This is a genomic window from Candidatus Eisenbacteria bacterium, from assembly GCA_013140805.1.
In the GTDB taxonomy this organism is placed as follows: Bacteria; Eisenbacteria; RBG-16-71-46; order RBG-16-71-46; family RBG-16-71-46; genus JABFRW01.
The window spans coordinates 1-23377 of record JABFRW010000079.1 but is presented as its reverse complement, the minus strand read 5'-3'; the positions used below and the strand labels follow the sequence as shown (position 1 = coordinate 23377).

14 protein-coding genes are annotated in these 23377 nt (G+C 67.1%); 6 read left to right on the top strand and 8 right to left on the bottom strand.

The genetic code is table 11. The features are described 5' to 3' along the window. Positions 1–563: 563 nt before the first annotated feature. The 4 genes from HOP12_07135 to HOP12_07120 form a co-directional block, all read right to left on the bottom strand. Complete coding sequence (locus HOP12_07135) at positions 564–1760, bottom strand: T9SS type A sorting domain-containing protein (protein ID NOT33928.1); 1197 nt, start codon at positions 1758–1760, stop codon at positions 564–566. A 1085-nt stretch (positions 1761–2845) separates the two neighbouring features. Beyond that, positions 2846–3646, bottom strand: a complete 801-nt coding sequence (locus HOP12_07130) for a VOC family protein (GenBank protein ID NOT33927.1) — start codon at positions 3644–3646, stop codon at positions 2846–2848. A 79-nt stretch (positions 3647–3725) separates the two neighbouring features. Next, positions 3726–5045, bottom strand: a complete 1320-nt coding sequence (locus tag HOP12_07125) for an amidohydrolase family protein (protein ID NOT33926.1) — start codon at positions 5043–5045, stop codon at positions 3726–3728. After that, the gene (locus HOP12_07120) at positions 5042–8167 is read right to left on the bottom strand and encodes an amidohydrolase family protein (GenBank protein NOT33925.1); all 3126 of its coding nucleotides are present in this window, start codon (positions 8165–8167) and stop codon (positions 5042–5044) included. The genes HOP12_07125 and HOP12_07120 overlap by 4 nt, the downstream gene beginning before the upstream one ends. A gap of 207 nt (positions 8168–8374) precedes the next feature. Here HOP12_07120 and HOP12_07115 point away from each other — a divergent pair, with 207 nt between their 5' ends. From HOP12_07115 to HOP12_07105, 3 genes are read left to right on the top strand one after another with little or no spacing between them, the layout of a single operon-like run. After that, positions 8375–13129, top strand: a complete 4755-nt coding sequence (locus tag HOP12_07115; protein ID NOT33924.1) for a hypothetical protein — start codon at positions 8375–8377, stop codon at positions 13127–13129. Positions 13130–13146: 17 nt separating this feature from the next. Further along, the gene (locus HOP12_07110; protein ID NOT33923.1) at positions 13147–15195 is read left to right on the top strand and encodes a hypothetical protein; all 2049 of its coding nucleotides are present in this window, start codon (positions 13147–13149) and stop codon (positions 15193–15195) included. After that, positions 15192–15971, top strand: coding sequence for a hypothetical protein (locus tag HOP12_07105; GenBank protein ID NOT33922.1), 780 nt, complete (start codon positions 15192–15194; stop codon positions 15969–15971). Before HOP12_07110 ends, HOP12_07105 begins: the two co-directional genes overlap by 4 nt. A gap of 6 nt (positions 15972–15977) precedes the next feature. Here the strand turns inward: HOP12_07105 and HOP12_07100 are convergent, their stop codons facing one another. The 3 genes from HOP12_07100 to HOP12_07090 all read right to left on the bottom strand — a co-directional run bounded on the left by HOP12_07100 (position 15978) and on the right by HOP12_07090 (position 18959). Continuing rightward, the gene (locus tag HOP12_07100; GenBank protein ID NOT33921.1) at positions 15978–16598 is read right to left on the bottom strand and encodes a hypothetical protein; all 621 of its coding nucleotides are present in this window, start codon (positions 16596–16598) and stop codon (positions 15978–15980) included. Positions 16599–16702: 104 nt separating this feature from the next. Next, positions 16703–18013: a cation:proton antiporter gene (locus tag HOP12_07095; protein ID NOT33920.1), complete on the bottom strand. Its 1311-nt coding sequence runs from the start codon at positions 18011–18013 to the stop codon at positions 16703–16705. A 7-nt stretch (positions 18014–18020) separates the two neighbouring features. Next, on the bottom strand, positions 18021–18959 hold the full coding sequence (locus HOP12_07090; protein ID NOT33919.1) for a cation transporter: 939 nt from the start codon (positions 18957–18959) through the stop codon (positions 18021–18023). 238 nt (positions 18960–19197) lie between these two features. On the opposite strand from HOP12_07090, the gene HOP12_07085 reads away from it, so the two are divergent. Next, positions 19198–19650 (top strand): universal stress protein, encoded by a 453-nt coding sequence (locus tag HOP12_07085; protein NOT33918.1) that lies wholly within the window; start codon positions 19198–19200, stop codon positions 19648–19650. A gap of 79 nt (positions 19651–19729) precedes the next feature. Here HOP12_07085 and HOP12_07080 read toward each other — a convergent pair whose 3' ends face one another. Beyond that, positions 19730–20467, bottom strand: coding sequence for a hypothetical protein (locus HOP12_07080; GenBank protein NOT33917.1), 738 nt, complete (start codon positions 20465–20467; stop codon positions 19730–19732). A 251-nt stretch (positions 20468–20718) separates the two neighbouring features. Here HOP12_07080 and tadA point away from each other — a divergent pair, with 251 nt between their 5' ends. Together tadA and HOP12_07070 are read left to right on the top strand one after the other, a co-directional pair. Continuing rightward, the gene (gene tadA / locus HOP12_07075) at positions 20719–22284 is read left to right on the top strand and encodes a Flp pilus assembly complex ATPase component TadA (protein NOT33916.1); all 1566 of its coding nucleotides are present in this window, start codon (positions 20719–20721) and stop codon (positions 22282–22284) included. Between the two features lie 8 nt (positions 22285–22292). Next, positions 22293–23377, top strand: a 1085-nt coding sequence (locus tag HOP12_07070; GenBank protein NOT33915.1) for a type IV pilus twitching motility protein PilT, incomplete at its 3' end; no start/stop codon positions are given.

Below are 23377 nucleotides of genomic sequence, written 5' to 3'. Positions count from 1 at the left end.
ATCGCTTCCTCCTTCGTTGACGTCTTCCAGGACATCGACGAGGAGAGCCGACGCGGCCCGCCGTTGCAACTCCCGGCGGCCGCTCATGCAGGAAATATGAATTTACAGAAGCGACGTTACGCTAACACCTGCAAGGGGGCCTGACTCCTCCGTAGGCTCGAGATGATCGTGATCCCACCACACAATGCGACTGTGATATGAGGACGTGCCGGGGATCAGCATGAGATGCACTGCCGTTTGCGAGTGCGGACTGGAGCCCTGACTGACCCAGTCGGCGCTTGGAGTGTCGGTCCAGCGGCCGGTGTTCGAGAGCGCGGAGAGCGCAGGCTGAGCCGCGGTCTGAAACAGTAACGTGAGCGTGGTGACCAGTCGCAAGACACCATGGCGGTGACGCAGCGAGGGCAGAGGGGGGCGCACGGAGATCTCCCTTCGTTGAGGACTCAATCCTTGGACTTCAAGGACGCGATCGGGGGATTCGCGTGCGGAGGCATGAGACCACTCCGCGAACTCAAGGAGCAAGAGCAAAACGAACCGCGCACGATGTGTGCACAATCGAATTGCGGCTACCTCAGCACCACTCCGCGCGTCGTGAGCACCTGGCCCGAGTGGGTGAGTCTCAACCAGTAGACTCCCGCAGCTACCGAGCGCGCTTCATCGAGCCGCAACGTGTGCGGTCCAGCGGCGAGGCCCTCGAGCGAGCGCCGCGCAATGCGGCGACCCGTCACGTCCACGACTTCGAGGGTCCCTGCACCCTCGCGCGCCAGTGTGAATGCGATGACGAGATCGCCGGGCGGCGAGGGATTGGGACGCAGTCCTGCAAGTGCCAGTCGGAACACTTCGGGCACCTCGATCCACGTCTCACTCGCGTACGCGATCCCGCTCGCGCCGTCGAATCTCAGCCGATACGCGTAACGCGCGCCAGGCTCGATCGCACGATCCTCATACGTGAGTCGTCCGCTGCCGTCGGCGATGAGTTCGACCACTTCGACCCACGCCTCGCTCTCGCCGCGGCGCTCGAGCCACGCGCGCTCGATCTCCACCCCTTGCCACACCAGACTCACCCGCTCGTGCGTGGCACTCGAACTCGCCAGCGACACCGTCGCCGCGGTCGGATAGTCGGGGCCCAGGTGGTACGCAAACACGTGATGCTGTCCGTCGAAGCCACCTCTCACCGCCACCACCGCACCTCGGAACCCGTCCCAGCACAGCACGAAGTCTTCGCTGTTTGGCCCCGGCAGAGGAACGCCATTCGGTGCCCATGCCGGATCCACCGAGCCATCCGCGAGGAGGTGCTGGGTCGCCGCGTGGATGAAGTTGAGTCGGTACGCCACGTACATGCCCCCGGCGCCGTCTTTCACCACCTGGCCTTCCGTCTCGGTATTCGGAGACTGGGCCACCGGTCGGCCATTGACCGGCCACCCGGGAGCCACCGTTCCGTCGCTACGGATCTTCTGCGCGTAGACGTCCTGCCCGCTACCCGTGAACGCACCACGCAGGTCGGTCCATGACACCAGCAGCCCGCCTTCATCATCGGTCGCGGCGTAGGCGCTGAACTGCGGAATGTCGAAGTCGACGCACACCGGGAACCCCGACGCTGGCCAGCGTGGATCGCGTGTGCCGTCGGCCAGCCAGTGCTGCGCATAGATGTTCTTGTAGCGATTCTCCGGTGCCGGCGGGCCGGGGTAGCCGCGCATGTCGGTCCACGCGAGATAGAAGCCCCCGACGCCATCCGGTGCAACGTCCGTGGGTCCGCCAAACACTTGGCCAGCACTCGTCAGGTCAACATAGTCAGAGAGCCAGCCCGGTACGATATTGGCGGCCGGAGTGAATCGAGTCCCGAGCCGAGTGCCGCCAGTGCCCAGAATGAACAGCCCGTTGCCAGCTCCGTCCGGGAAAAGACCAACCACGCTCGCCGGCTGACCGGAGGCAAGCAAGGGCTTGCCTTCTCGAGGCCACCCGGGAGAGATGCTTGCATCCGCAAGCACGTGAGTGCCTCTTGCGTCATTGATCGTGGACACGCGGCTCCATCCAACGAATATTCCACCCAATCCGTCGGACGCGATGCTGGACTCGCGCTCGCTCTCCACCGTGGCTCCGATGAGGAGCCCATTCGTCGGCCAGCCAGCGGCGATTTGCCCACTCGGGGTGAAGCGCTGTAGCGACAGGTCATAGCCGGTCGGTGCCGGATTGATCGCGAACCATGTTACGTAGCCACCTCCCTCCGAATCGAGCGCCAGCGCTTCCGAGACTGCGCTCGCAGGCACAAATGCCAACCGAAGACCGCGGTCCGGCCAGCCTGTTGCAATCGTGCCATTCGACTGCACGCGCTGGATTCGAATCTCGGTGTTCCATGTGTCGCTGCCCAGGAATCTGGCCTCGTCCCACACGACAAGAACCGAGCCCGAACTAGCCGCCCTGCAAGCGCGCGGATTCACAGCATCATTGCCGGCTGTGGAGTCCGAGAGCAGCAGTCCACCCGAAGGCCACGCCGCGGCAGACTCGAAGGCGGTGAGCTGCAAACCGGCCAAGAGTGCGAGAGCAGTGAGGAAGCAAATCAAGGTGAGTCGCCGCATTGCACGCCTCTCACGAGGGAGGTAGCCGCCAAAAGTCTAGCCTTGATTTGGGCCACAGCCCAGCGTTTTGAACGCCTCGAACGCCATTCCGCCGCGTAGCGTCTTGCGATTGGCGACCCACGTTGCACTGTGCTTGCGGAGGCGGCTCAGACTGCGCTGACGGCGTTGATCGAGAACCGAGCCGCGACTCCCGAGACAAGAACTCGGAGAGGCGGGGCGCGCAACCGCCCTGTCCCTCCGATCGTCGTGCCAGCGACACTGCAAATCCAGCGCTAACCAGTCGGATTCGGCTTCATTACCGCGAAATTGGCCCCGGCGGGATCCGCGAGCCACGCCATGCGACCGACGCCCGGCATGTCCAGCGCCGCATGCATCACCTTGCCGCCGAGCGATACCGCCTTCGCGACCGTCGCGTCGACATCGTCCACCGCGTAGTAGATCCCCCAGTGCGACGGCACGCCCGCCATCTCGGCCGGCAGTTTCATCATGCCGCCGACGCCGTTCTCGTGTCCGGGCTGCGCATAGATCGTGTACTCCGGTCCGCCGGGCGGCGATGGGAACAGCGTGCTGCTCCAGCCGAACACACTGCCGTAGAACTTCTTCGCCTGTTCGGGGTCGGTGGTGACCAGCTCCGTCCACACCAGCGAGCTCGACTCTCCGAACACGCCGATGCCGATGCTCGGACCCGCCTGCCAGCAGCAGAACGAAGCACCGGTCGGATCCACCAGCACCGCCATGCGGCCGGTGCCCGGCACGTCGAAGGGCTCCTTGTGAACCTGGCCGCCCGCGGCCTTCACCTTCTTCGCCGTCTCGTCGGTGTTGTCAGTCGCCACGTACGACATCCAGAACGGCGGCATCCCCTTCTCGGTCATGCCCGGCATCGCGCCGTAGCAGGCGGCCGCCTCGACGCCGTTCTTCGTAAAGATGGTGTAGTTCGCGTCAGGTCCCATCGGAATGTCGCGAATCTCCCAGCCGAACAGCGCGCCGTAGAACTTCTTCGCGCCGTTCTGATCCGAGGTGTAGAGCTCCGGCCAACAGAAGGTGCCCGCTGCGTGCCTGGTCTGCGTCTGCATGGTGCGCTCCTTTCGAGTCCACTCTGGAATCGGATCACTGCGAAGTCCCGCAGGCAGCGCGCGGGAGAACCTGATCGAACTAACGCGGGCGTGCCTGCGGTCCGCGCGGACGTGCGTCGTACTTCTTGAACAAACGCGTCTGGCGATTCTCGAGCGAAACCTCGTGCCCGCGGATCCAGACCTGTTCGACCGCGGTCGTGATCTCGAGCGGATCGCCGTTCGTGATCACGAGATCGCCGAAGCGCCCCGGCTCGATCGAGCCCATGCGGTCCGCGACGCCCAGAATCTGCGCCGGGTAGAGCGTGATGCTTTTGAGCGCCTCGTCGCGCGGCAGCCCGTAGGCGGCACCCATCGCAGCCTCGTACGGCAGATTGCGGCCATTCGCGGCCGAACCGTCTTCACTGCCGCCGTTCGAAATACAGAATCGCACTCCGGCGTCACGCAACCGCGCGGGCAGCGACATGCCGGCGTCGTAGGGTTCATTCGAGCGCCGCGGCAGGGCGCTGGTTCGGCCACAGATCACCGCGATGTCTCGTCGCCGCAATTCCGCAGCGACCAGCGCGGCGTCCGCGCCGCCGACCAGGATCACACGCGGGAGCTTCTCGCGATCCGCGAACGCGAGCACCGCGTTGATCTGCGACAGCGCATCGCAGTGGAACAACACCGGGATCTCCCCGCGCAGCGCCTTCACCATCGCGTCCCACTTCACGTCGCGGTCGTGACGCGGTATGCCCGCACGGCCCTCGGCGTCGAGCGCCTTCAGGTAGGCCCGCGCGTCGTCGAAGGCGCGCTGGATCGCGGCGAGTCGAAGGTCGCGGGCCTTGTTCTGTTCCTCGTCGGTGCGGGTCTCGGTCCAGACGCGAACCGGGTTCATGTTCGGCCACTGAACGTGCAGCCCGACCGGCGCGGCGACCGTCATGTCCTCGTAGGTCCAGCCGTCCCAGTGAACGATCGCCGAAGTTCCGTTGATCGCACCGCCGCGGGGAATCACCAGGGATGCGACCACACCATTGGCGCGCGTGACGAGAATCAGTTCGCTTTCGGGATTGATCTCGACCTCGGAGCGCACGTTCGGATTGATGTCGCCGATCTCGGTGTGATCGATGGTGCCGAGCACCGCGGAGATCTCGGTCAGTCCGAGCACCGAGTTCGCGTCGAGAAACCCGGGATAGACGTGCTTCCCGGCCACCGACACGATGCGGGCACCGGACGGAATCGCGACCGCGGCGCCGACCGCGGTGATGCGTCCGTTCTCGATCACGATGGTCGCGCCGTCGAGCGTCGCACCGCTCACGGTGTGGACGGTGCCGCCGGTGAGCGCCACCGCCTCGGCGGCGGCGTTCCGCATGGAGCCGACGACGAGTGCGGCGACCGCGAGTCCGATGATCGCGCGCTTCATCGTTTCACCTCGCCGCTGCGGCGCGCGTTTCGTTCGGCCTCGCCCAGGAACGCCTCGGCGTGACCGGAATCGGCGCCGCCGCACGCATTACCGTCGAGCGCGGTTTCTTCCAGATAGCGCGGGGGCGTGCTTTGTGCGCCACCGCCCGGCTTCGCGTCCTTCTTCGCCTTCGCGGCGCGTTCGATCAACGCGGTGCGCTCCGCGGCCAGCGCGCCGCGACCCTCGAGGTCTGCCGTGCGATCGAAATACTTGCGGCCCTCGATCCAGGTCTCGAGGCATGCCGAGTAGGGCGACAGCGGGCTGCCATTCCAGATCACGAAGTCCGCGTCCTTGCCGGGCTCGAGCGAGCCCACGCGCGCATCGATCTTGAGCGACCGGGCGGGGTTCAGCGTCACGAACTTGATCGCTTCCTCGGGCGGAACCCCGCCGTACTTCACGGCCTTCGCGGCTTCGGTGTTGAGGCGCCGCGCCAGCTCGGCGTCGTCCGAGTTGAATCCGGTGTTCACGCCCCGATCCCACATCAGGTACCCGTTGTGTGGAATCGCGTCGTAGACCTCGAACTTGTAGGCCCACCAGTCACTGAATCCCATCGCCGAGGCGCCGTGCGCCGCCAGTTCGTCCGCGACCTTGTAGCCCTCGAGGATGTGCGTGAACGTGTTGACGCGGAATCCGAATTCCTCGGCGAGACGCATCAGCATCAGGATTTCGTCCTGCCGATACGAGTGGCAATGCACCAGTCGCCTGCCCTCGATGATCTCGACCAGCGCGTCGAGCTGCAGATCGCGGCGCGGCGGCAGGCCGTGCCTCGTGCGACGGTACTCGTCCCACTCGGCGCGGTAGTCGCGCGCCTCGAGGAACGCCTCGCGAATGCTCTGCTCGACGCCCGCGCGCGATTTGGGGTAGCGATCGGTGGCCTGAACGCCCCAGTTCGACTGCTTGGGATTCTCGCCGAGCGCGAACTTGACGGTGCCGGGCATGTCGCGGATCACCAGCTCGTCGGGCGCCAGCCCCCACTTGTTCTTGAGCGCGATGCACTGGCCGCCGATCGCGTTACACGAGCCGTGCAGCATGTGCATGATCGTGGTGCCGCCCGCCAGGTGCAGGTAGAGATTTCGCGACTCCGAGTTGACGACGTCCTCGATTCGAACTTCGCAGGTCACGTTGTTCGTGCACTCATTGACGTCGCCGAGCACCGCGGCGTGGCTGTGCTCGTCGATCACGCCGGGCGAAACATGCTTGCCGGTGCCGTCGATCACCACCGCTTTCGCGGGTGCTGTGAGCGACTTGCCAACCGCGACCACTTTTCCGGCGCGCACCAGCAGGTCCGCATTCATCAGCGTGCCCTGGGGCCCGGCGGTCCACACCGTCGCGTTGCGCACCAGCACCGTCGCCGGCTGCACGGGAACCGGCATGCGCCATGCCTCGGTGTTACCCATCACGATCGGGGTCGGCACGACCGCGTCCGCACTCACGCCCGCCGGCGGGCCGGCCGGCTTCGCGGCCTCCGGCACCTTCGTCATGGCGATCGGCGTGGTCGTGCGTTGCGCGTCGGGACCGCTCGTCATCGTCCCGATCAGAGCGTCGTTCTTCGCGGTCACGTCGACGTCGGCCACTCCGAGCGTCGCCCGCGCGATGCGAAACCGCAGCCGCACTCCGTCGAGCCGCACTTCGCTCGCCCGCAGCGTGTCGCGACCGGCCACCCGCATGACGGTGGTGTCCGGTTCGGTGCCGACGATCAGCGTGTCGTCGACTCCGGTCGTGAAGCCCAGCCAGCGTCCGACCGGCGAACTCTCGTCTTTCTGCGTTTCGTAGCGAGCGCCGTCGATCCACACTTCGCGCACCACGCTCTTCTCGTCGAACAGCGGTCCTCGCACGACCGTGAGGTTCGCGATCTTGCCCGGCGCCAGCGTGCCGATGCGGTCCGCGAGCCCCAGCAGCCGCGCCGGCACGGTGGTGACGGCGGAAAGCGCGTCCTCGGGTGAGAGCCCGCGCGCAATTGCGCGCGCCACGCGGGCGCGAAAGTCCTTCGGATCCTTGAGCCCATTCGACGTGAAGGCGACCGGCACCCCGCGCCGCGCAAGGATCGCCGCGTTCGATGCAGCCTGGTTCCAGTGGCGCAGTTCCTCGGCCGAGAGCTCGACCACGCTCTCGGGCGTCGAGACATCGGGCGGATCCGGAAAGTTCACCGCCACCACGATCGGGATGCGGGCCGCCGCGATCTCCGCCGCGCGCTTGTACTCGTCGCCGGTACCGACCACCACCGCGTCGAGCTGGGCTTCCCGGGCCAGCGTCGAAGCACGCAGCACCTGCAGCATGTCGGTGGCGAGGAACCACACGCGCTGCCGCCCGGCGATCGCAGGCTCGAGTGCGGCGAGCGACACGTTGGTCAGCGGACGCTCGACGCCCTGAGAGTGGCGCGCGTAGGCCGCCCGCGCATCGCGATACCACTTCGCATCGAGAAACGTCTGCCGCACCACGGCGATCGCGCCCATCAGAGACGCCGGATAGGTACCGAGCGCCGGCGTCATGGTCACGACCTGCGCCGCGTCGTCGACGAGCACGTGGCCGGTCGGCGCATCGTCCTCGAGCGCCACCACCGCGCTCGAGCCACGGAAGATGCCGTTCGCAGGCAGCGCGTGAATCACCGTGAAGCCCGCCGCACGCAGCGCGTCGCGCTGCTCCTTGATCACCGGCAGCAGCTCGACCGCTCGCGTCTCGGGGATCACCGTCGAAAGCGAACTCGCAGCACCACGCCCCTCGGGACCGGCCGGAATCCGCCGCGGTTGCGGACCCACCGGTACAGCACTCGGGGGGGCGGTCGGCTTGAGCACGACGCTCGGATCGATGAGTCCCGGATAGATCGTGAGGCTCTCGGCTTCCCACACCCGCGCATCCGCCGGGACCGTCACCGCAGCGCCGACCGCGACGATCACGCCGTCGCGAATCACGATCGTTCCGCGCTCGATCACGGCTCCGGGTGCCGTGACGATGCGAGCCCCCGTGATCGCATGGACGCGTGGCGTGGCGGCGTGCACCGACTGGAAGCACAGCATCACCGCGAGCAGGGCCACCAGGGCCGGGAGCGGCGCGAAAGGTCGTGCGGCGGAGTCGGGGAGCGACATGGAGGCCACCTCGGGGGACGCGATGCGCCGGGGGTCGACAGAAGGGCGGAGGCTAGGCAATAAAGGGGTCGGGAACAACGCGAAGGCGGACGAGCGCACGAGGAATGCCCTCCAGTGCGGTCGACCCCGTGAAACCATTCGCATCCCCGGGGCTGTGTTTTCGTGAGAGAGTCCCGACTCGGTTCGTCCCCCAGTTCCGGAGGCCCCATGCACGCCCGTCGGCTGATTCCCGCCGTCCTGATTGCCGCCCTGGTCACCCTCCTCGCTTCGCTCGCAACTCCGGTCGGAGCCCAGGTCGTTCAGATCAATTCGAGCATCGCGAGCAACACCACCTGGGGGCCGACCGGCACCGTGGTGGGAACGGTGTTCTGGGTCCGCAGCAACATCGCGGTCAACGCCGGAGTGACGCTCATCATCCAGCCCGGCGTGGTGGTGAAGTTCGACCCCTCGCGCCTCATGACCGTCAACGGCTCGCTGCGCGCGATCGGAACCGGCGCGCAATACGTGTTCTTCACCTCGAGCCGTGACGACAATCTCGCAGGCGACACCAACGGCGACGGGACCGCGACGCAGCCCGCCGCGCAGGATTGGGGCGGCGTGCAGTTCACCGACGCGAGCCCCGACTTCGGCAGCCGGCTCGACTTCTGCGACCTGCGGTTCGGCGGCTCGGGCAGCGGCGGCATCCTCATCTTCACGAGCGCCAGCGACACCGTGAGCAACTCGTTCGTTCGTCGCGGCTACTACGGCGTGGACTGTGCGGGATCGGCCGCGCCGGTGCTGCTCAATACCAGCATCGAAGCCTCGACGCAGACCCCGATCGTGCTCGACTTCACCGCCGCTCCGGTGCTCTCGAGCCTGGTGTTCTCGAGCGCGAACAACGGCTACGACGCGTTCGGTCTGCGCGGCGGCTTCCTGTCGGGCACCGCCACGCTGCCGCGCCGCGGCGCGACGGTCGGCGCGAATCCGATCACGAACGTCACTTACGTTCTGCTGGGCTCGCTGACGATCAACGTGGGCGCGAGCCTCACCATCAATCCCGGCGTCGTCATCAAGCCGCTCGGCGGCTACTCGATCACCGCGAACGGAAGCCTGAGCATGAACGGCACCGCGGCCGCCGGCGACACCATCGTCATGACCTCGATCAACGACGACAATTTCGGGAATCCACCCGACACCAACAACAACGGCTCGATCACCGCGCCGAACCGGGGCGACTGGAATCGCATCGTCTTCAGCTCGACCGGCAGCGGATCGATCTCGCGCGTGCGCCTGCGATTCGGCACCAACTCGAACCAGCAGGGCATGATCGAAACCAGCAACGTCACGATTCCGGTCTCGAATTCGATCCTCAGCGAGGCGTCGCACGGGCTCGCGATCTTCGGCGTCGCGACGCCGAGCATCAGCAACCTCGCGATCAACAACTGTTCGTCGACTCCGATCCTGATGTCGGTGTCGGCGAATCCGACCTTCACGAACATCACGTTCCTCGCCAATGCGGTGACGGCGCTCGGCATCCAGGGCGAGAACGTCGCCGCCGACTCGCGACTCGCGCTGCGCAACATCGCCGGCTTCACGAACATCACCTACTACCTGATGAACGGCCAGCTCCACATGCTGAGCCCCAACGTGCTTCGCATCGACCCGGGAGTGGTGGTGAAGAACCAGCTGTCCGGCGGCGGCATGCTGATCGACGGCGCGTTGATCGCGGACGGCAAGCCCGAAAGCCTGATCGTCATCACCTCGGAGCGCGACGATCTGTTCGGAAATCCGCCCGACACCAATGGCGACGGAGCGATCACAGCGCCCGGGGTCGCGAACTGGGGCTACGTCCGACTGACCCCCACCAGCAACGACGCGACCAGCGTGATCGACCAGTGCCGCATCACCTACGGTTCCTACGACCCCGGCAACACCTGGCCGAGCAGCGTGTGGCTCACGAGTGCCGCGGCCCCGATTTCGAACTGCTTCATCTCGCGCAGTGGCTACGGAGTCCGCTTCGACGGCGACTCGAACGGCCCGATCTCGAACTGCGACATCAACAACTGCACCAGCGCGCCGATCGTGATGTCGGCGGGTTCGAATCCCAACATCGCGACCAGCAACGTCTACTCGACGAACGGCTTCAATGCGCTCGGCCTGCTGTCCGAAACGTTGTCCGGCAACGCACGCCTGCGCTATCGCCCAGGCGTCGGCACCCCGACCTTCGCCTACCTGCCAACCGGCGTGATCACGGTCCCCGCGGGCGTCACGCTGACCGTCGAGCCGCAGGTCGTTCTCAAGTCGTCGTCGTCCTTCACGGTGTTCGACGTGTCCGGCGCACTCAACATGGTCGGAAGCAACGGCACCACCGGGCGCATCGTCTTCACCTCGCGTCGCGACGACAATCCGATCTACGGAGGCGATACCACTCCGAACGACGCCTCCACCCCGCAGGTCGGCGACTGGGGTCAGATCAAGTTCGAGGACTCGGCAGTCGACGCCGAGTGCATCGTGCGCAACGTGTTGTTCCAGTTCGGCGGCTCCAGCAACACGTTCGGGACCATCGAGACCTCGAGCGCCAGTCCGCGACTCGCGCGGCTCGAGTTCTTCCAGAACGGCACCGCGTTCACGATCGGCGGCGCCTCGGCCCCGGGCATCGATTCGACCAACGTGCTCAATTGCACGCAGCTGCCGATCGCGGCCTCGCTGGTGAGCAATCCGACGTTTGCGAACATCACGTTCGCGAACAACCAGTTCCTCGCCTATGGAATCCTCGGCGAGACGATCGCTCAGGACGTGCGCACCCGCGTGCGCTCGATCGGCGGCTACCCGAACCTCAACTATGCCCTCGCCGGTAACGTCTCGATCGCCTTCGGCGCCCGCTGGACGATCGATCCCGGCGTGGTGCTCAAGCTGGGGCGCTTCTTCACCTCCGACCCGATCGGCACCGGGATCACGATCGACGGCACACTGGTCGCGGACGGCAAACCCGACAGCCTGATCGTTTTCACCTCGAGCGCCGACGACGCGTTCGGCCAGGATGTGAAGGGTGACGGAGCGGCGACGCTCGCGCAGCCCGGACAGTGGCAGGGCATCAACTTCACCGGCGTCAGCAACGACGTGCTGTCGGTGATCGATCACTGTCTGTTCCGCTACGGCTCGTTCTCGACCGGAATGCTCGACTTCGTGAACGCGGGCCAGACCGTGACGAATACCCGCCTCACGCTCGGCAGCACCTCGCCGGTCGTGATCGAAGGCTCGTCGACACCGACGTTCGTCAACTGCTTCTTCGACTCGACCTCGACCGGCGCGCCGGTCGCGATGTCGCTGGTCAGCGAGCCGGTGTTCACGAACGTCCAGTTCCTCAAGAACCAGCTCACCGCGCTCAGCGTGATCGGCGAGAACATCGCGCAGGACGTGTTGTGGAAGGTGCGCGCCGTGTCCGGCCGCAACAACATGCCCTACTACCTCAACTCCACGGTCACGATCGGCCTCGGAGCGACGCTCACCATGCAACCCGGCGTGATCGTCAAGATGCAGAGCTCGGGCGGCATCACCGTGCAACGCGCCATCCAGGCGCTCGGCCGCACCGACCCCGAGAGCCTGATCGTGTTCACGTCGCTGCGAGACGACTTCTACGGCGGCGACACGAACAACGACAGCTCGGCGACCGTCCCGGCCGCGAGCAGCTGGAACTACGTCCAGATCGACGGCACCGCGATCGATCCGCAGTGCGTGTTCCGCAACTGCGTGTTCCGCTACGGGCAATACGGCGTCCGCTGCGTGAACTCCGCGCCGACGATCGACTCGTGCCTCGTCAACTTCAACCAGAACGGCATCAACGTCGAGGGTGCGAGCAATCCACTGGTGCGCGGTTGCACGATCTTCGGCAACTCGACCCTCGGCATCAACAACGTGGGCGCGTCATTCTGCGTGAGCGCCGAGGGCTGTTGGTGGGGAGCCGCGAGCGGCCCCGCCGACGCTTCGGCAACCGCCGACCTGTGCGCGATCGGCACCAATGCCGGTACCGGCGACGCGGTGACCAACAACGTCGACTACCTGCCGTTCGCCACCACCGGCATCCTGAACCCGCTGATCGGCGACGTGAGCCTGAACGGGCGCGTGCTCGCGTTCGACGCGTCACTGGTGCTCCAGTACCTGGTCGCGAGCATCAGCCTGAATCCATTGCAGCTGCTGGTCGCCGACGTGACCGGGACGGCGAGCGTCTCCGCACTCGACGCCTCGCTGATTCTCCAGTACGTCGCGGGTGTGATCAGCGGTTTCCCGGTCAATTCGAATCTCGAACATCACCGCGATCCGCGCGGTTCGAGCGCGCTGCTCGCGCGCCTGCAGGGACGCTTCGAGCTGGAGCTCGGCGAGGCGATTCGAGACGGCGCCGAGTGGCGCGTGCCGCTCCAGGTGAACGGTGACGCGCCGGTGCTCGGCGTCGAGCTGATGCTCAGCGGGAGCGCGGCGAGCGACTTCCTCGGCGTCGAAGCGGCGAGCGGTGTGGAGTCGGCGACACGCTCCGCCGACGGCACGTTGCGGCTGGCGCTCGCGTCACTCACCTCGATGCCCGGAGAGCCGGCGTGGCTGCGCTTCGCGGCGCACGGCGATCGTTTCGATCCGCCGCGACGGAGCTTCGCGCGAGTCAATGAGCAGACGCTCGACTCGCCGCCTTTGCCGATCCTGCCCGCACGCACCGCGTTTGCACGGCCGGCACCCAATCCTGCGCACGGGTCGGCGCAACTGTCGCTCGCGATCGGCGCGCAGGACGCAGACGGCGCCGTCGAGCTGCGCGTGCTCGACGTGGCCGGGCGCACGGTGCGCACGCTGGTGCGCGGCACGCTCGCACCCGGCTTGCACCGCTTCACCTGGGACCTCACCGACGATCGGGGCGGACGGGTGCGGCCGGCGCTCTACTTCGTGAGGGCGCGCACGCGCACGCTCGATGCCACCCACCGACTGATCGTCGTCCGCTGAGCGAAGGGAGAAACGCCATGCGCACACCCCTCGCGATCGGCATCGCGGTGGCACTCGCGACTTTCGCAGTCGCGGCACCCGCGCGCGCCGTGCAGATCAGCACCGGGGCCACCTCGGGGGTCGCCGGTCAGATCGTCGACGTTCCGGTCCTGGTTTCGAACACCACCGGCCTCGCCATCCGTTCGCTGCAGTTCGACCTCAGTTACAACGGCAGTCTCGTCACCGCGACCGACGTGATCGAGACCGGTACCCTGGTGGCCACCGCGGGCTGGAACGCCGCGGCATTCGATGACGACGCGACCACCGGATCGACACGACGCATCCGCATCGCGACCGCCGGCGCGACCGCGATGAGCGGGTCGGGAACGATCCTGTTCGTCCGCTTCGTCATCCATCCGACCTCGCTCACCGCGACTTCGACCTCGCTGACGTTTACGGGGTTCGAGTTCAACGAGGGCACGCCGGCCGACACCACGACCAACGGCACGCTCACCATCAACACCACGCCGATCATCACGGTGTCGCCGAACTCGGGCACGCTGGTGCGCGGCAATACGCTGAACTTCAGCGTCTCCGGCTCGGTGACGAATCCGGTCAGCTGGTTCACGACCGATCCGTCAATCGCCACGATCTCCGCCGCCGGCGTACTGACCGGTGTCGCGCCGGGCGCGGCGCGGGTGTTCGCGGTCGACAACGCGGCGCGTCGAGACACCACCAATTCCGAGATCGTGGTGCGCGGAATGGGACTGACGGCCGGCACGTTGCCGGTATTCGTCGGCAACACCGTCTCAGTGCCGATCACGGTCACGAGCCTCACCGGACTCGGCATCCGCGCCGGACAGTTCTCGCTGTCGTGGACCGCGACGCTCGCGAATGCGATCGGCGTCACGAGCCCGCCCGGCACCCTGTTGAATGGCTACGGCTCGATCGGCTTCGGCGCCAACTCGGGCACCTGCACGGTCGACTTCGTGGGCTCGACCGATCTCAATGGGTCCGGAGTGCTGTGCTACGTCACGCTCGCCGGGCTCACCGCGGGCCTCACCCCGCTCACGGTGACGCAGGCGCTGTTCAACGAAACGCTGCCGGCGCTCGCGAGCAACGGGACGCTCACGGTGCAGCCGCTACCGACGATCAGCGTGGCGCCCGACCAGGCGACGCTGCTCGCCGGGCAGACCCGACAGTTCACCGTGACGGGTACCATCACGCCACCGCTCGCGTGGACGGTCGCGAACCCGACGCTCGGAACCATCACTTCGGGCGGGCTGTTCACCGCGACACGTGGGGGCGTCACGCAGGTGTCGGTGACCGACGCGGTCGGCGCGACCGACGCGAACACCAGCGTGACGATCCACGACTTCAAGGCCACGCTCGGCACCGTGTCGTGCGCCCCCGGCGCCACCCTCATCGTGCCGCTGAACGCCGACCGGCCCCTCGGGGCGCTCGCGGTGCGTTCCGTGCAGTACGCAGTCACGTTCGCGAACACACACGTCACGGCGGTCAGCGCCGCCAACGGCGGATTGATCGCCGCGTGGGCGCCCAACCTGATCTTCCGACAGCCGCAGGCGGGACGCGTGGAGCTGACCGCCGCCGGGGCCACCGCGCTCTCGAACGCGGACACGACACTGCACGAACTGCGCTTCACGATCTCGCCGAGCGCGCCGATCGGAACCCAGATCACGCTCACGCTCGCGAGCCTGTTGTGCAACGAAGGCAACCCGATTCCGCAGCTCGCCAACGGGCGCATCACCGTGGTGTCACCGACCGATGCGCCGGAGGTCGAGGTGAGAGAACTGGCACTCGCGCCGGTGGTGCCGAATCCACTGCGGGGCGTCGCGAACTTCGCGTTCTCGACCCCGCGCGCCGCCGCCAACGCACGTCTCTCGATCTACGGTCCCGACGGTCGGCTGGTGCGGCGGCTGCACGACGGACCGCTCGCTGCAGGCCGGCATGCGTTGCGCTGGGATGCCACCGATGATCACGGCACCGCGGTTCCGGCCGGGCTCTACTTCGTGCGCTTCGACTGCGAAGGCCGCACGCTCACCCGCAAGCTCGCGAGGGTGCCATGATCCGCACACGAATTGCCGTGATCGCGCTCGGCCTCGCGATGACATCGAACGTCACGGCCGCCACGCTTCATGCCACCGTTCCCTATGTGACCGCGGCCCCCGGAGCCACGGTCGACGTCCCGATCACGGTGGTGCCCGGCGCCGTGGGCCAGAGCATCGTGGGCATTCAGCTGCGGCTCGATCTCGGCGCCGCGGTCGTACAGTCGTCGTCGTTCGTCAACGGTAGCGGCTGGCTGTGGAACTGGGGCGCCCCGGCCCAGAACGCGAACAGCGGCTTCGCGGCCGCGGCCGCGGCCGGCGTGGCTCCGGTCACCGCGTCGAGCTTCACGATCGCCACCGTGCGTGTGGTGGTGCGGGCAGACGCGGTGCTCGGAACCGACCTCCCGCTGGTGCTCTCGACGCTGATCCTCAACGAGGGCAATCCGAGCACCACGGTAACGAACGGCGTGCTCCGGGTGAGGAACACTGCGGTCGACGCGCCGCTCTCCGCACGAGAGCGCTTCGAACTCGCGGCTCCCGCGCCGAATCCCGCGCGCGGCTCGACGACGCTGGCCTTCACGTTGCCGCGCGAGGTGAGCGAGGCACAACTCGAAGTGCTCTCGATCGACGGGCGGCGCGTGCGCGTGCTCGAGCGCGGCCGACTCGCCGCCGGCACCCACGCGCGCCGCTGGGACCTGCTCGACGAATACGGGCACGAAGTCGCGGCCGGGCTCTACCTGGTGAGATTCCGCGCCGACGGCGAAACCCGCATTCGCAGGCTCGCCGTCACGCGATGATCGTCGCTAGAACTGGAAGCGCAAGCCGGTGCGGAAGCCGACTTCCTGATGCAGTCCCGAGATCTCTTCCTCGCCCTCGCTGCCCGACCCCGAACCGATCAGTCCGTAGACTTCCGCGCTCAGTCCCCACTGCGGACTGAACGGAGCGTAGCCACCCAGGCAGGTCTCGAGTCCGAACACGCCGAACGGCTCGCCGTCTTCTTCGCCGGCGCCGTCATCGAGCGTGCCGCGTGTGCTCGAGTAGCAGAGCGCCGGGCCCATGTAGACCTCGGCCTCGCCGACCTTCGCGGAGTAGTCGAAGCCGACGCGACCCTGGAACGAGCTCAGCGAAATCGACAGCTCATTCGGCGAGATTGCATTCGAATCGGTGTACTTCTCGCTGCCGACGCCGAATCCCCCGCCCAGCACCCAGCCCCACGGACCTTCGCCCAGCGAGCCGCGCAGTGAGACGTCGACCCCGACGACCGAGCCCTGCAGCGACTCGATCCCGCCGAAGATCGCGGGTGTGAGCGCCGTGGCACCCGAGTGGTACAGCCGAACTTCGCCTGCCATGTGACCGCTCTGCGCGAACGACGGCGAAGCGACGAGCGCGAGCAATCCCAGCGTGAGGAGCAGCCGACGACCCATGTGTTCGACCTCCCGAGCGACGCGCCCCCATGGCGCGAACGCGGCGAGGCTAGGGGCGGCGGCGCGTCGAGGCAACCGCGCGCGGCCGAGGTGCCGCATTCCCCCTACCTGCGAAACCGCCACGCCAGCAGCGGCGGGGTGAGCAGCGTGGTAAGCGACACCATCACCACGACCGCCGAGTAGACGTCACTCGTGATCACGCGCTCGCCCGCGATCGTGAGCGAGGCCCCGATGCTCGCGAAGATCAGGCCGACCTCGCCACGCGGAATCATGCCGAGCCCGACCGTCAGCCGATCCACGCCCTTCTCGAGCACCCCCAGCGAGCACACCTGCTTGCCGAGAATCGCAACCAGCGTGAGCACCGCCGCAAAGCCGAGCACGTCGAGGCGTGCAAACGCACGCAAGTCGACCTGCATGCCCATGGTCACGAAGAAGATCGGCACCAGAAACGCCGACAGCGGCTTCAACAGCTCGTGCAGATCGTGCCGCGCCGAGTCCTGGTCGCGCAGCTCGCGATAGTGCACTTCCTCGAGGATCAGGCCGGCCGCGAACGCACCGACGATCGGGGCGAGACCGGCGACGCCCGCGAGCCACGCGAATCCGAAGCAGAACAGGAGCGCGAGCGGCAGCAGCAGTCCGCGACTCTTCATGCGGCTCGCGATCCCGAACGCGTGCTTCGAGAGCCAGCGCCCGATCACGATCGCGCCGGCCAGAAACGCGAGCGACTTGAGCAGGATCGAGAGTACCGACATCGGATCGAACGCGGCGCCGCGATCTGCGGCCTGAATGATGCCGGCGACCACCGCGAGCACGATGAGACCCAGGATGTCGTCGATCACCGCGGCACCCAAAATGATGCGGCCCTCGGGTGTCCGGGTCTTGCCGAGATCCGCGAGCACGCGCGCCGTGATGCCGACGCTGGTCGCACACAGCGTCGCACCCACGAACCAGTCGGCGAGTCGATTGTGATCGGGGAAAAAGAGACGGGTGACGAAGTAGCCGAGGATCATCGGCGCCACCACTCCGAGCAGCGCGACCAACGTGGCCGAGCGGCCGACTTTCCGCATCTGGCCGAGATCCGATTCGAGCCCGACGCCGAACAGCAGGAACAGCACGCCGAGCTGCGCCAGCACCTCGAGTGACGGAATCTGCGCGAGCCCCGCGAATGCGGTGATGCCGACCAGCGGCAGGTTGCCGATCGTGATGCCGGCGATCAGCTCACCGAGCACCGCCGGCAGCCGCAGCCGCTCGAACAGCTCGCCTCCGAGTCGCGCACCGAGGATCACGAGCGTGAGCCCGAACAGAATCGGCTGCAGATCGACGCCGTGTTCGCCCGCGGCTCGGGCCACGCCCGGCGCGAGCGTGACGAACGCGGCCGCGAACAGCGCTGGAAGCGGCAGCCGCCCGACACTCATGCGGGCGCTAACCCTCGGCATGGAGTGCGCCCCCGATGCGCTCGCGCGCTCGCTCGGCATCGAGCGCCGGCTCGACGTGCACCACCACATCGGACACCGTAGGCCACCGACCGCGAATGCGCGCCTCGACGCGATGGCCGAGCGCATGCGCGTGGGCGATCGTGGTGTCGGGGGCGACCAGCACGTGCAGGTCCACGTGGATGTGATCGGCGGCGCCGCGCGAACGAACGTTGTGCGCCTCGCGCACGCCGGACTCCTCGAGGGCCAGTCCCTCGACCTCGACCGGATCGAGACGCCGCTCGTCGGCGAGCGTCGAGAGCGTGGTGCGAAGGATGACGATCCCCGCGCGCATGATCAGGCCCACGATGAGCACCGCGGCCACGACATCGGCCCAAGCGATCCCGAACCGCGCAGCCGCGAAGCTCAGCAGCACCAGTACGCTCGCGAGCACGTCGCTCTGAGTGTGCTCCGCGTCCGAGCTCAGCAACTCACTCTGCAGGCGCCGAGCGGCGCGCCGTTCCCAGGCGACCACGATCCCGTTGATGACGAGTGTCGCCCCCATGATCGCGAAGCCCCACACCGAAACTTGCGGAACGCGCGGCGTGGCGAGGCGCGTGAAGGCGGACGATAGGATTTCCCACGAGCCGACGAACATCATCACCGCGATCGCGAGCGCCGAGAACGTCTCGTACTTGCGATGACCGTAGGGGTGATCCGCGTCGGGTGGCTTCCTCGCGATGTGCAGCCCGATCAGCCCGAACACGTTCGAGGAAGCGTCGAGGATCGAGTGAAGTCCGTCGGCGGTGATCGAGATCGCCCCCGAGCGCCAGCCGTAGCCGAGTTTCGCCGCCGCCACGATCAGGTTGAGGACCAGCACCCACCACAACACGCGGGCGATGCCGGCGGCGCGCGATTCGGAACGGGGAGGGGTCTCAGCGGGGCTCATGACGGAAATCGCGCTCTCCAGATGGCAGGTCGCAGCATGCCCGCGGAACTTCACACGCGCAACCGGCTCGAGGCCGCGGCGGGATGCCAGGCTGTCAGTGCATCCGCCAATTTGGCGGACGCCAGCGTCGGAGCGCTCGCCGTGTTCGTTCTCCTGCGCGCACTTGGCGGCGCGCCGTCGCGGCACGTGGCTTGCGCTTGATCCAGGCGCCGCTTCGCGCGGCGAAAGGAGGTTGGCGATGAGAATTCTGATCGGAGTCGACGACTCTCGCTGGTCGCAGGCGGCCATCGATTGGGTGAAGCGAATTCCGTGGCCCGCAGGCACCCACGTCACGGTGCTGTCGGCGGTGCGCCCAGTGGTCGTCGCATACTCGACGGCCGATTTTCCGGGCACCGGCGCGATGGTGTCCCCGGACTGGATCGAGGATCAGCACAAGTTTCACGAGGAAGTGGCGGCGCGGTGCGAGAAACAGATCCGCGATCACGGGGTTCAGGTGAGTTCGAGGGTCATGATCGGCGACCCGAGGGAAGCGCTTCTTACCGCCGCGATCCAGGAACGGGCGGATCTGATCGTGGTCGGTTCGCACGGTCGCACCGGACTGCCGAAGCTCATCATGGGCAGCGTCGCGAGCCACGTGGTCACGCACGCGCCGTGCAGCGTGGTGGTCGCCCGGCCGGCAGATCGGCCGTAGAGACGAACGCCGCGGGTCCGGAGCGCTCTCCGAACCCGCGGCGTCGTGATGCGACGTGAGCGATGCGCTCGAGTCGCGATTACCGGTATCGCGTCTTCACCGAGCCCCAGGTTCCGGAACGCGTCGGCACCGGGCACTCGATCTGGAGCGTGATGTCCTTGATGTCGCCCCAGCTGCCGTTGACCCGCGTCGGCGCGCAGTCGGTATCCATGAGAGGCGGATACTCGGGCGGGAACGCCAGCAGGTCGGTGTCGCCGAGTCCGACACCGTTCGCGATCGCGAACCGCAGCACGCAGCTCGAGCCGTCGAACTGTCCGTAGGTATCGAGGTTCAGCCGCGACTGGATCGGAATGGAGTTCACGTACACGACGGTTGCGATCGCCGTGGTCGTGAAGATCTGTCCGGTCAGGTCGTTGATGCCATCGCCCCACGGACCATTCTTCGAGAGGAAGAAGATGCCGCCGGTGAACACGTTCGTGAAGATGACGGTGCCGTTGCCGTTCGCGTCACGGTTGTCGACCTGGCCCTGAGGCGCGAGCTGCACGCCGCACTGGAAGATCCACTGGGTGCCGAGCAGTCCTTCGATCGAGACGTCCGGTGCGCCTTCCGGAGTCCAGCTCTGCGCGTTGAACACGTCGCCGAGGCCCCGGTTGACGTTGAGCGGCGCAATCCACGACTGGGAGCCCCGCCCGAGCAGCACCTGGCCTCCGAGATCGGTCGAGAAGTAGATGCCAGGGGTCGGCATCGCGGCGAGCGCCGGCAGCGCCGAAAGCATCAGCGCGGTCGCGACCGCGATCATCGTAGCCTTGATTCGCATACGGGTTCCTCCGTGAAAGCGTCGATCCTTCATCCGCTCCGACCACCCGGATGCGGTGGGACGGGTGCGATGCGGCTCCAAAGGTGCGCGCATCATAGGCGCAGCGGAGCCGGGGCGCGACCGCAATCGCGGCCCGATCAGCCCGGCCAAACCCGTGGCTAAATCTCCCGCGGCCGGTGCCGATACCCTGTGCGGGTCTCACCCCTCGGGACCTCGTCTCGCACGAGCCCACCTCTATCAAGAGGTCCCGAGTGTCCCAGCACGCCCCATCCACCAGTCGCTACATGACCAATATTCTGCTCGAGGCCGGCACCGTGTCGGAGGCCGCGATCGAGCAGGCCGTGATGCGTCAGCGCGAAACCGGCCGCCGCATCGGCGAGACGCTCATCGAGATGGGCGTGGTGACCGAGCAGGACATCGCCTGGGCGCTGTCGCGCCAGCTCGGCATCACCTACGTGGATGTCACCCCCGAAGCGCTCGATCGCGACCTGATCTACGAATTCCAGGAGAGCATCCTACGGCGCCTCAACGTGGTGCCGCTGGTGCGCGACGGCCACGGGCTGACGGTCGCGATGGCGGATCCGCTCGACGAGGACTGCCAGGCGGAACTCACCCGCGAAGCTCGCGCCACGATCACGGTGTGCGTTGCGACCACCACCGCGATCCACGCCGCGCTCGATCGCGTGTTCGGATCGCGCGTTGCTCGGCCGCACGGCTACGAAACGCCGATCGAAGCCGAAGGCCTGTACGACATCCTGTGGGAACGCTCCGGCGTCACATTCCTGCTGTTCCACGTCTCGAGCGCGCTCAAGCGCGGCATCGCCGAGCTGCACTTCCTTCCGGGTGGCGGACAGCTGCACGTCTATTACCGCGAGGGACGGCGGCTGGTGCGGGTGGCGAGCGAGCCCGCGCCGGTACTCGACTACCTGCTCACGCGCCTCGAAGCGCTCGGTCTCACACCGCTCGGAGACCAGCACCACCTGCGCGCTCAGCTGCGTTGCCCGCTTCACGCCGGTTTCGCGTTCCTCGATGTCTCGCTGTTGCGAAGCTCCAACGGCATCGCGGTGACGATGTCGCCGCGCCCCGAGTTCGATCAGCCGCCGTCGCTCGACTCGATCGGTCTCGACTCAGGCGAAATCGAAGCGTTGCGCGAGCTGCTGCACGCGCAGGCGGGCCTCGTGCTGGTGTGCGGCCCGCCCGGCAGCGGCACTTCGACGACGCTCGCCGCACTGGTGGACTCCACCGACGCACGGCATGCGCGCGTGCTGGCGTTCGAGCCCAAGCCCGCAGCGCCACTGCCCCAGGCGACGCGGGTGCATGTGCCGACGGTCGACGCACTCGCGATGTGGGAGGAAACCGTCATCGCGCAGAATGCCGATCTGGTGCTGCTCGACGAGGTGCTCAAGGGCGACCACGTCATGCAGACCCTGTCGCCCGCCGGGTCGGGACGCCTGATGCTCGCGACCACCGACTGGACCGATTCGTTCGCGTTGTTGTCGTTCCTGTCGAGCACCCCGCGGGCCCGAGTGGTCCTCGCGGATCGCATGCTGGCGATCATTCAGCAGCGCGCGTTGCGCGCCTCGACGCCGCGCGCCGACTCCGCATCCGACGGCACGCCGGCGCCGCACACCGCGGTGCTGTTCGAGGTGCTGACCGCCTCCGATCTGCTGCGCGAAGCGATTCGCAGCAACGCCGACCCCGCGCGCCTTCGTCAGGTCGCGATCGACAATGGTTTCCGCTCGCTCGCGACCCGGGTGCGTGACCGGGTAGCGAACGGCACGCTGAGCGCGATCGACGCCGCGCGCGTGCTCACCTAGGAATTCCGATGCCTCTCGATCTCACCGAACTGCTGACGTTCGCGCGCAATCAGGGCGCTTCCGACGTGCACGTCTCGGCCGGCATGCCGCCGCTGCTGCGCATTCGCGGACAGATGACACCGCTCCAGATGGAGCCTCTCGACCCCGAGGCCACGCACGCCGCACTGTTCGACATCCTCAATGACGAACAGAAGCGGCGCTACGAAGAATCTCGCGACCTCGACTTCGCGTTCGAGATCCCCGGCGTCTCGCGCTTCCGCGCCAATCTGTTCGTGCAGGAGCGTGGCGAAGGCGCGGTGTTTCGAGTGGTTCCCAACACCATCAAGAGCCTCGAGGAGCTGGGGCTTCCGAAGGTGCTCAAGGATCTGGCCGACAAGGAACGCGGGCTGGTGCTGGTGACCGGCCCGACCGGATCCGGCAAGTCGACGACGCTCGCGGCGATGGTCGACTACGTCAATCAATCGCGGCGTGGACACATCATCACGATCGAGGACCCGATCGAGTTCGTGCACGCTTCGAAGAAGTGCCTGGTCAATCAGCGCGAAGTAGGCCCGCACACCCGATCGTTCGGTGCCGCGCTGCGCGCCGCCCTGCGCGAAGATCCGGACGTCATCCTGGTCGGCGAGCTGCGCGACCTCGAGACCACGCAGCTCGCGATCTCGGCGGCCGAGACCGGCCACCTGGTGTTCGCGACCCTGCACACCAACTCGGCGTCCAAGACCATCGACCGCATGATCGACATCTTTCCCGCCAATCAGCAGGCGCAGGTTCGTACCATGCTCTCGGAATCGATCGAAGGCGTGGTCGCGCAGTCGCTGCTGCCGACCAAGGACGGCAAGGGTCGCGTCGCGGCACTCGAGATCCTGGTGGCGGTGCCGGCACTGCGCAATCTGATCCGCGAAGACAAGACCATGCAGATCCTGTCGGTGATCCAGACCGGCGCTCAGCACGGCATGCAGAGCCTCGATCAATCGCTGCGCGATCTCGTCATGCAGGGCCGCCTCGCGCGCGAGGAGGCGATGAAGAAGTCCTCGAATCCCAAGCTGTTCGAAGGGGTGCAGCCCGGAGGCATGGGCGGCACGGCCCCCACGGG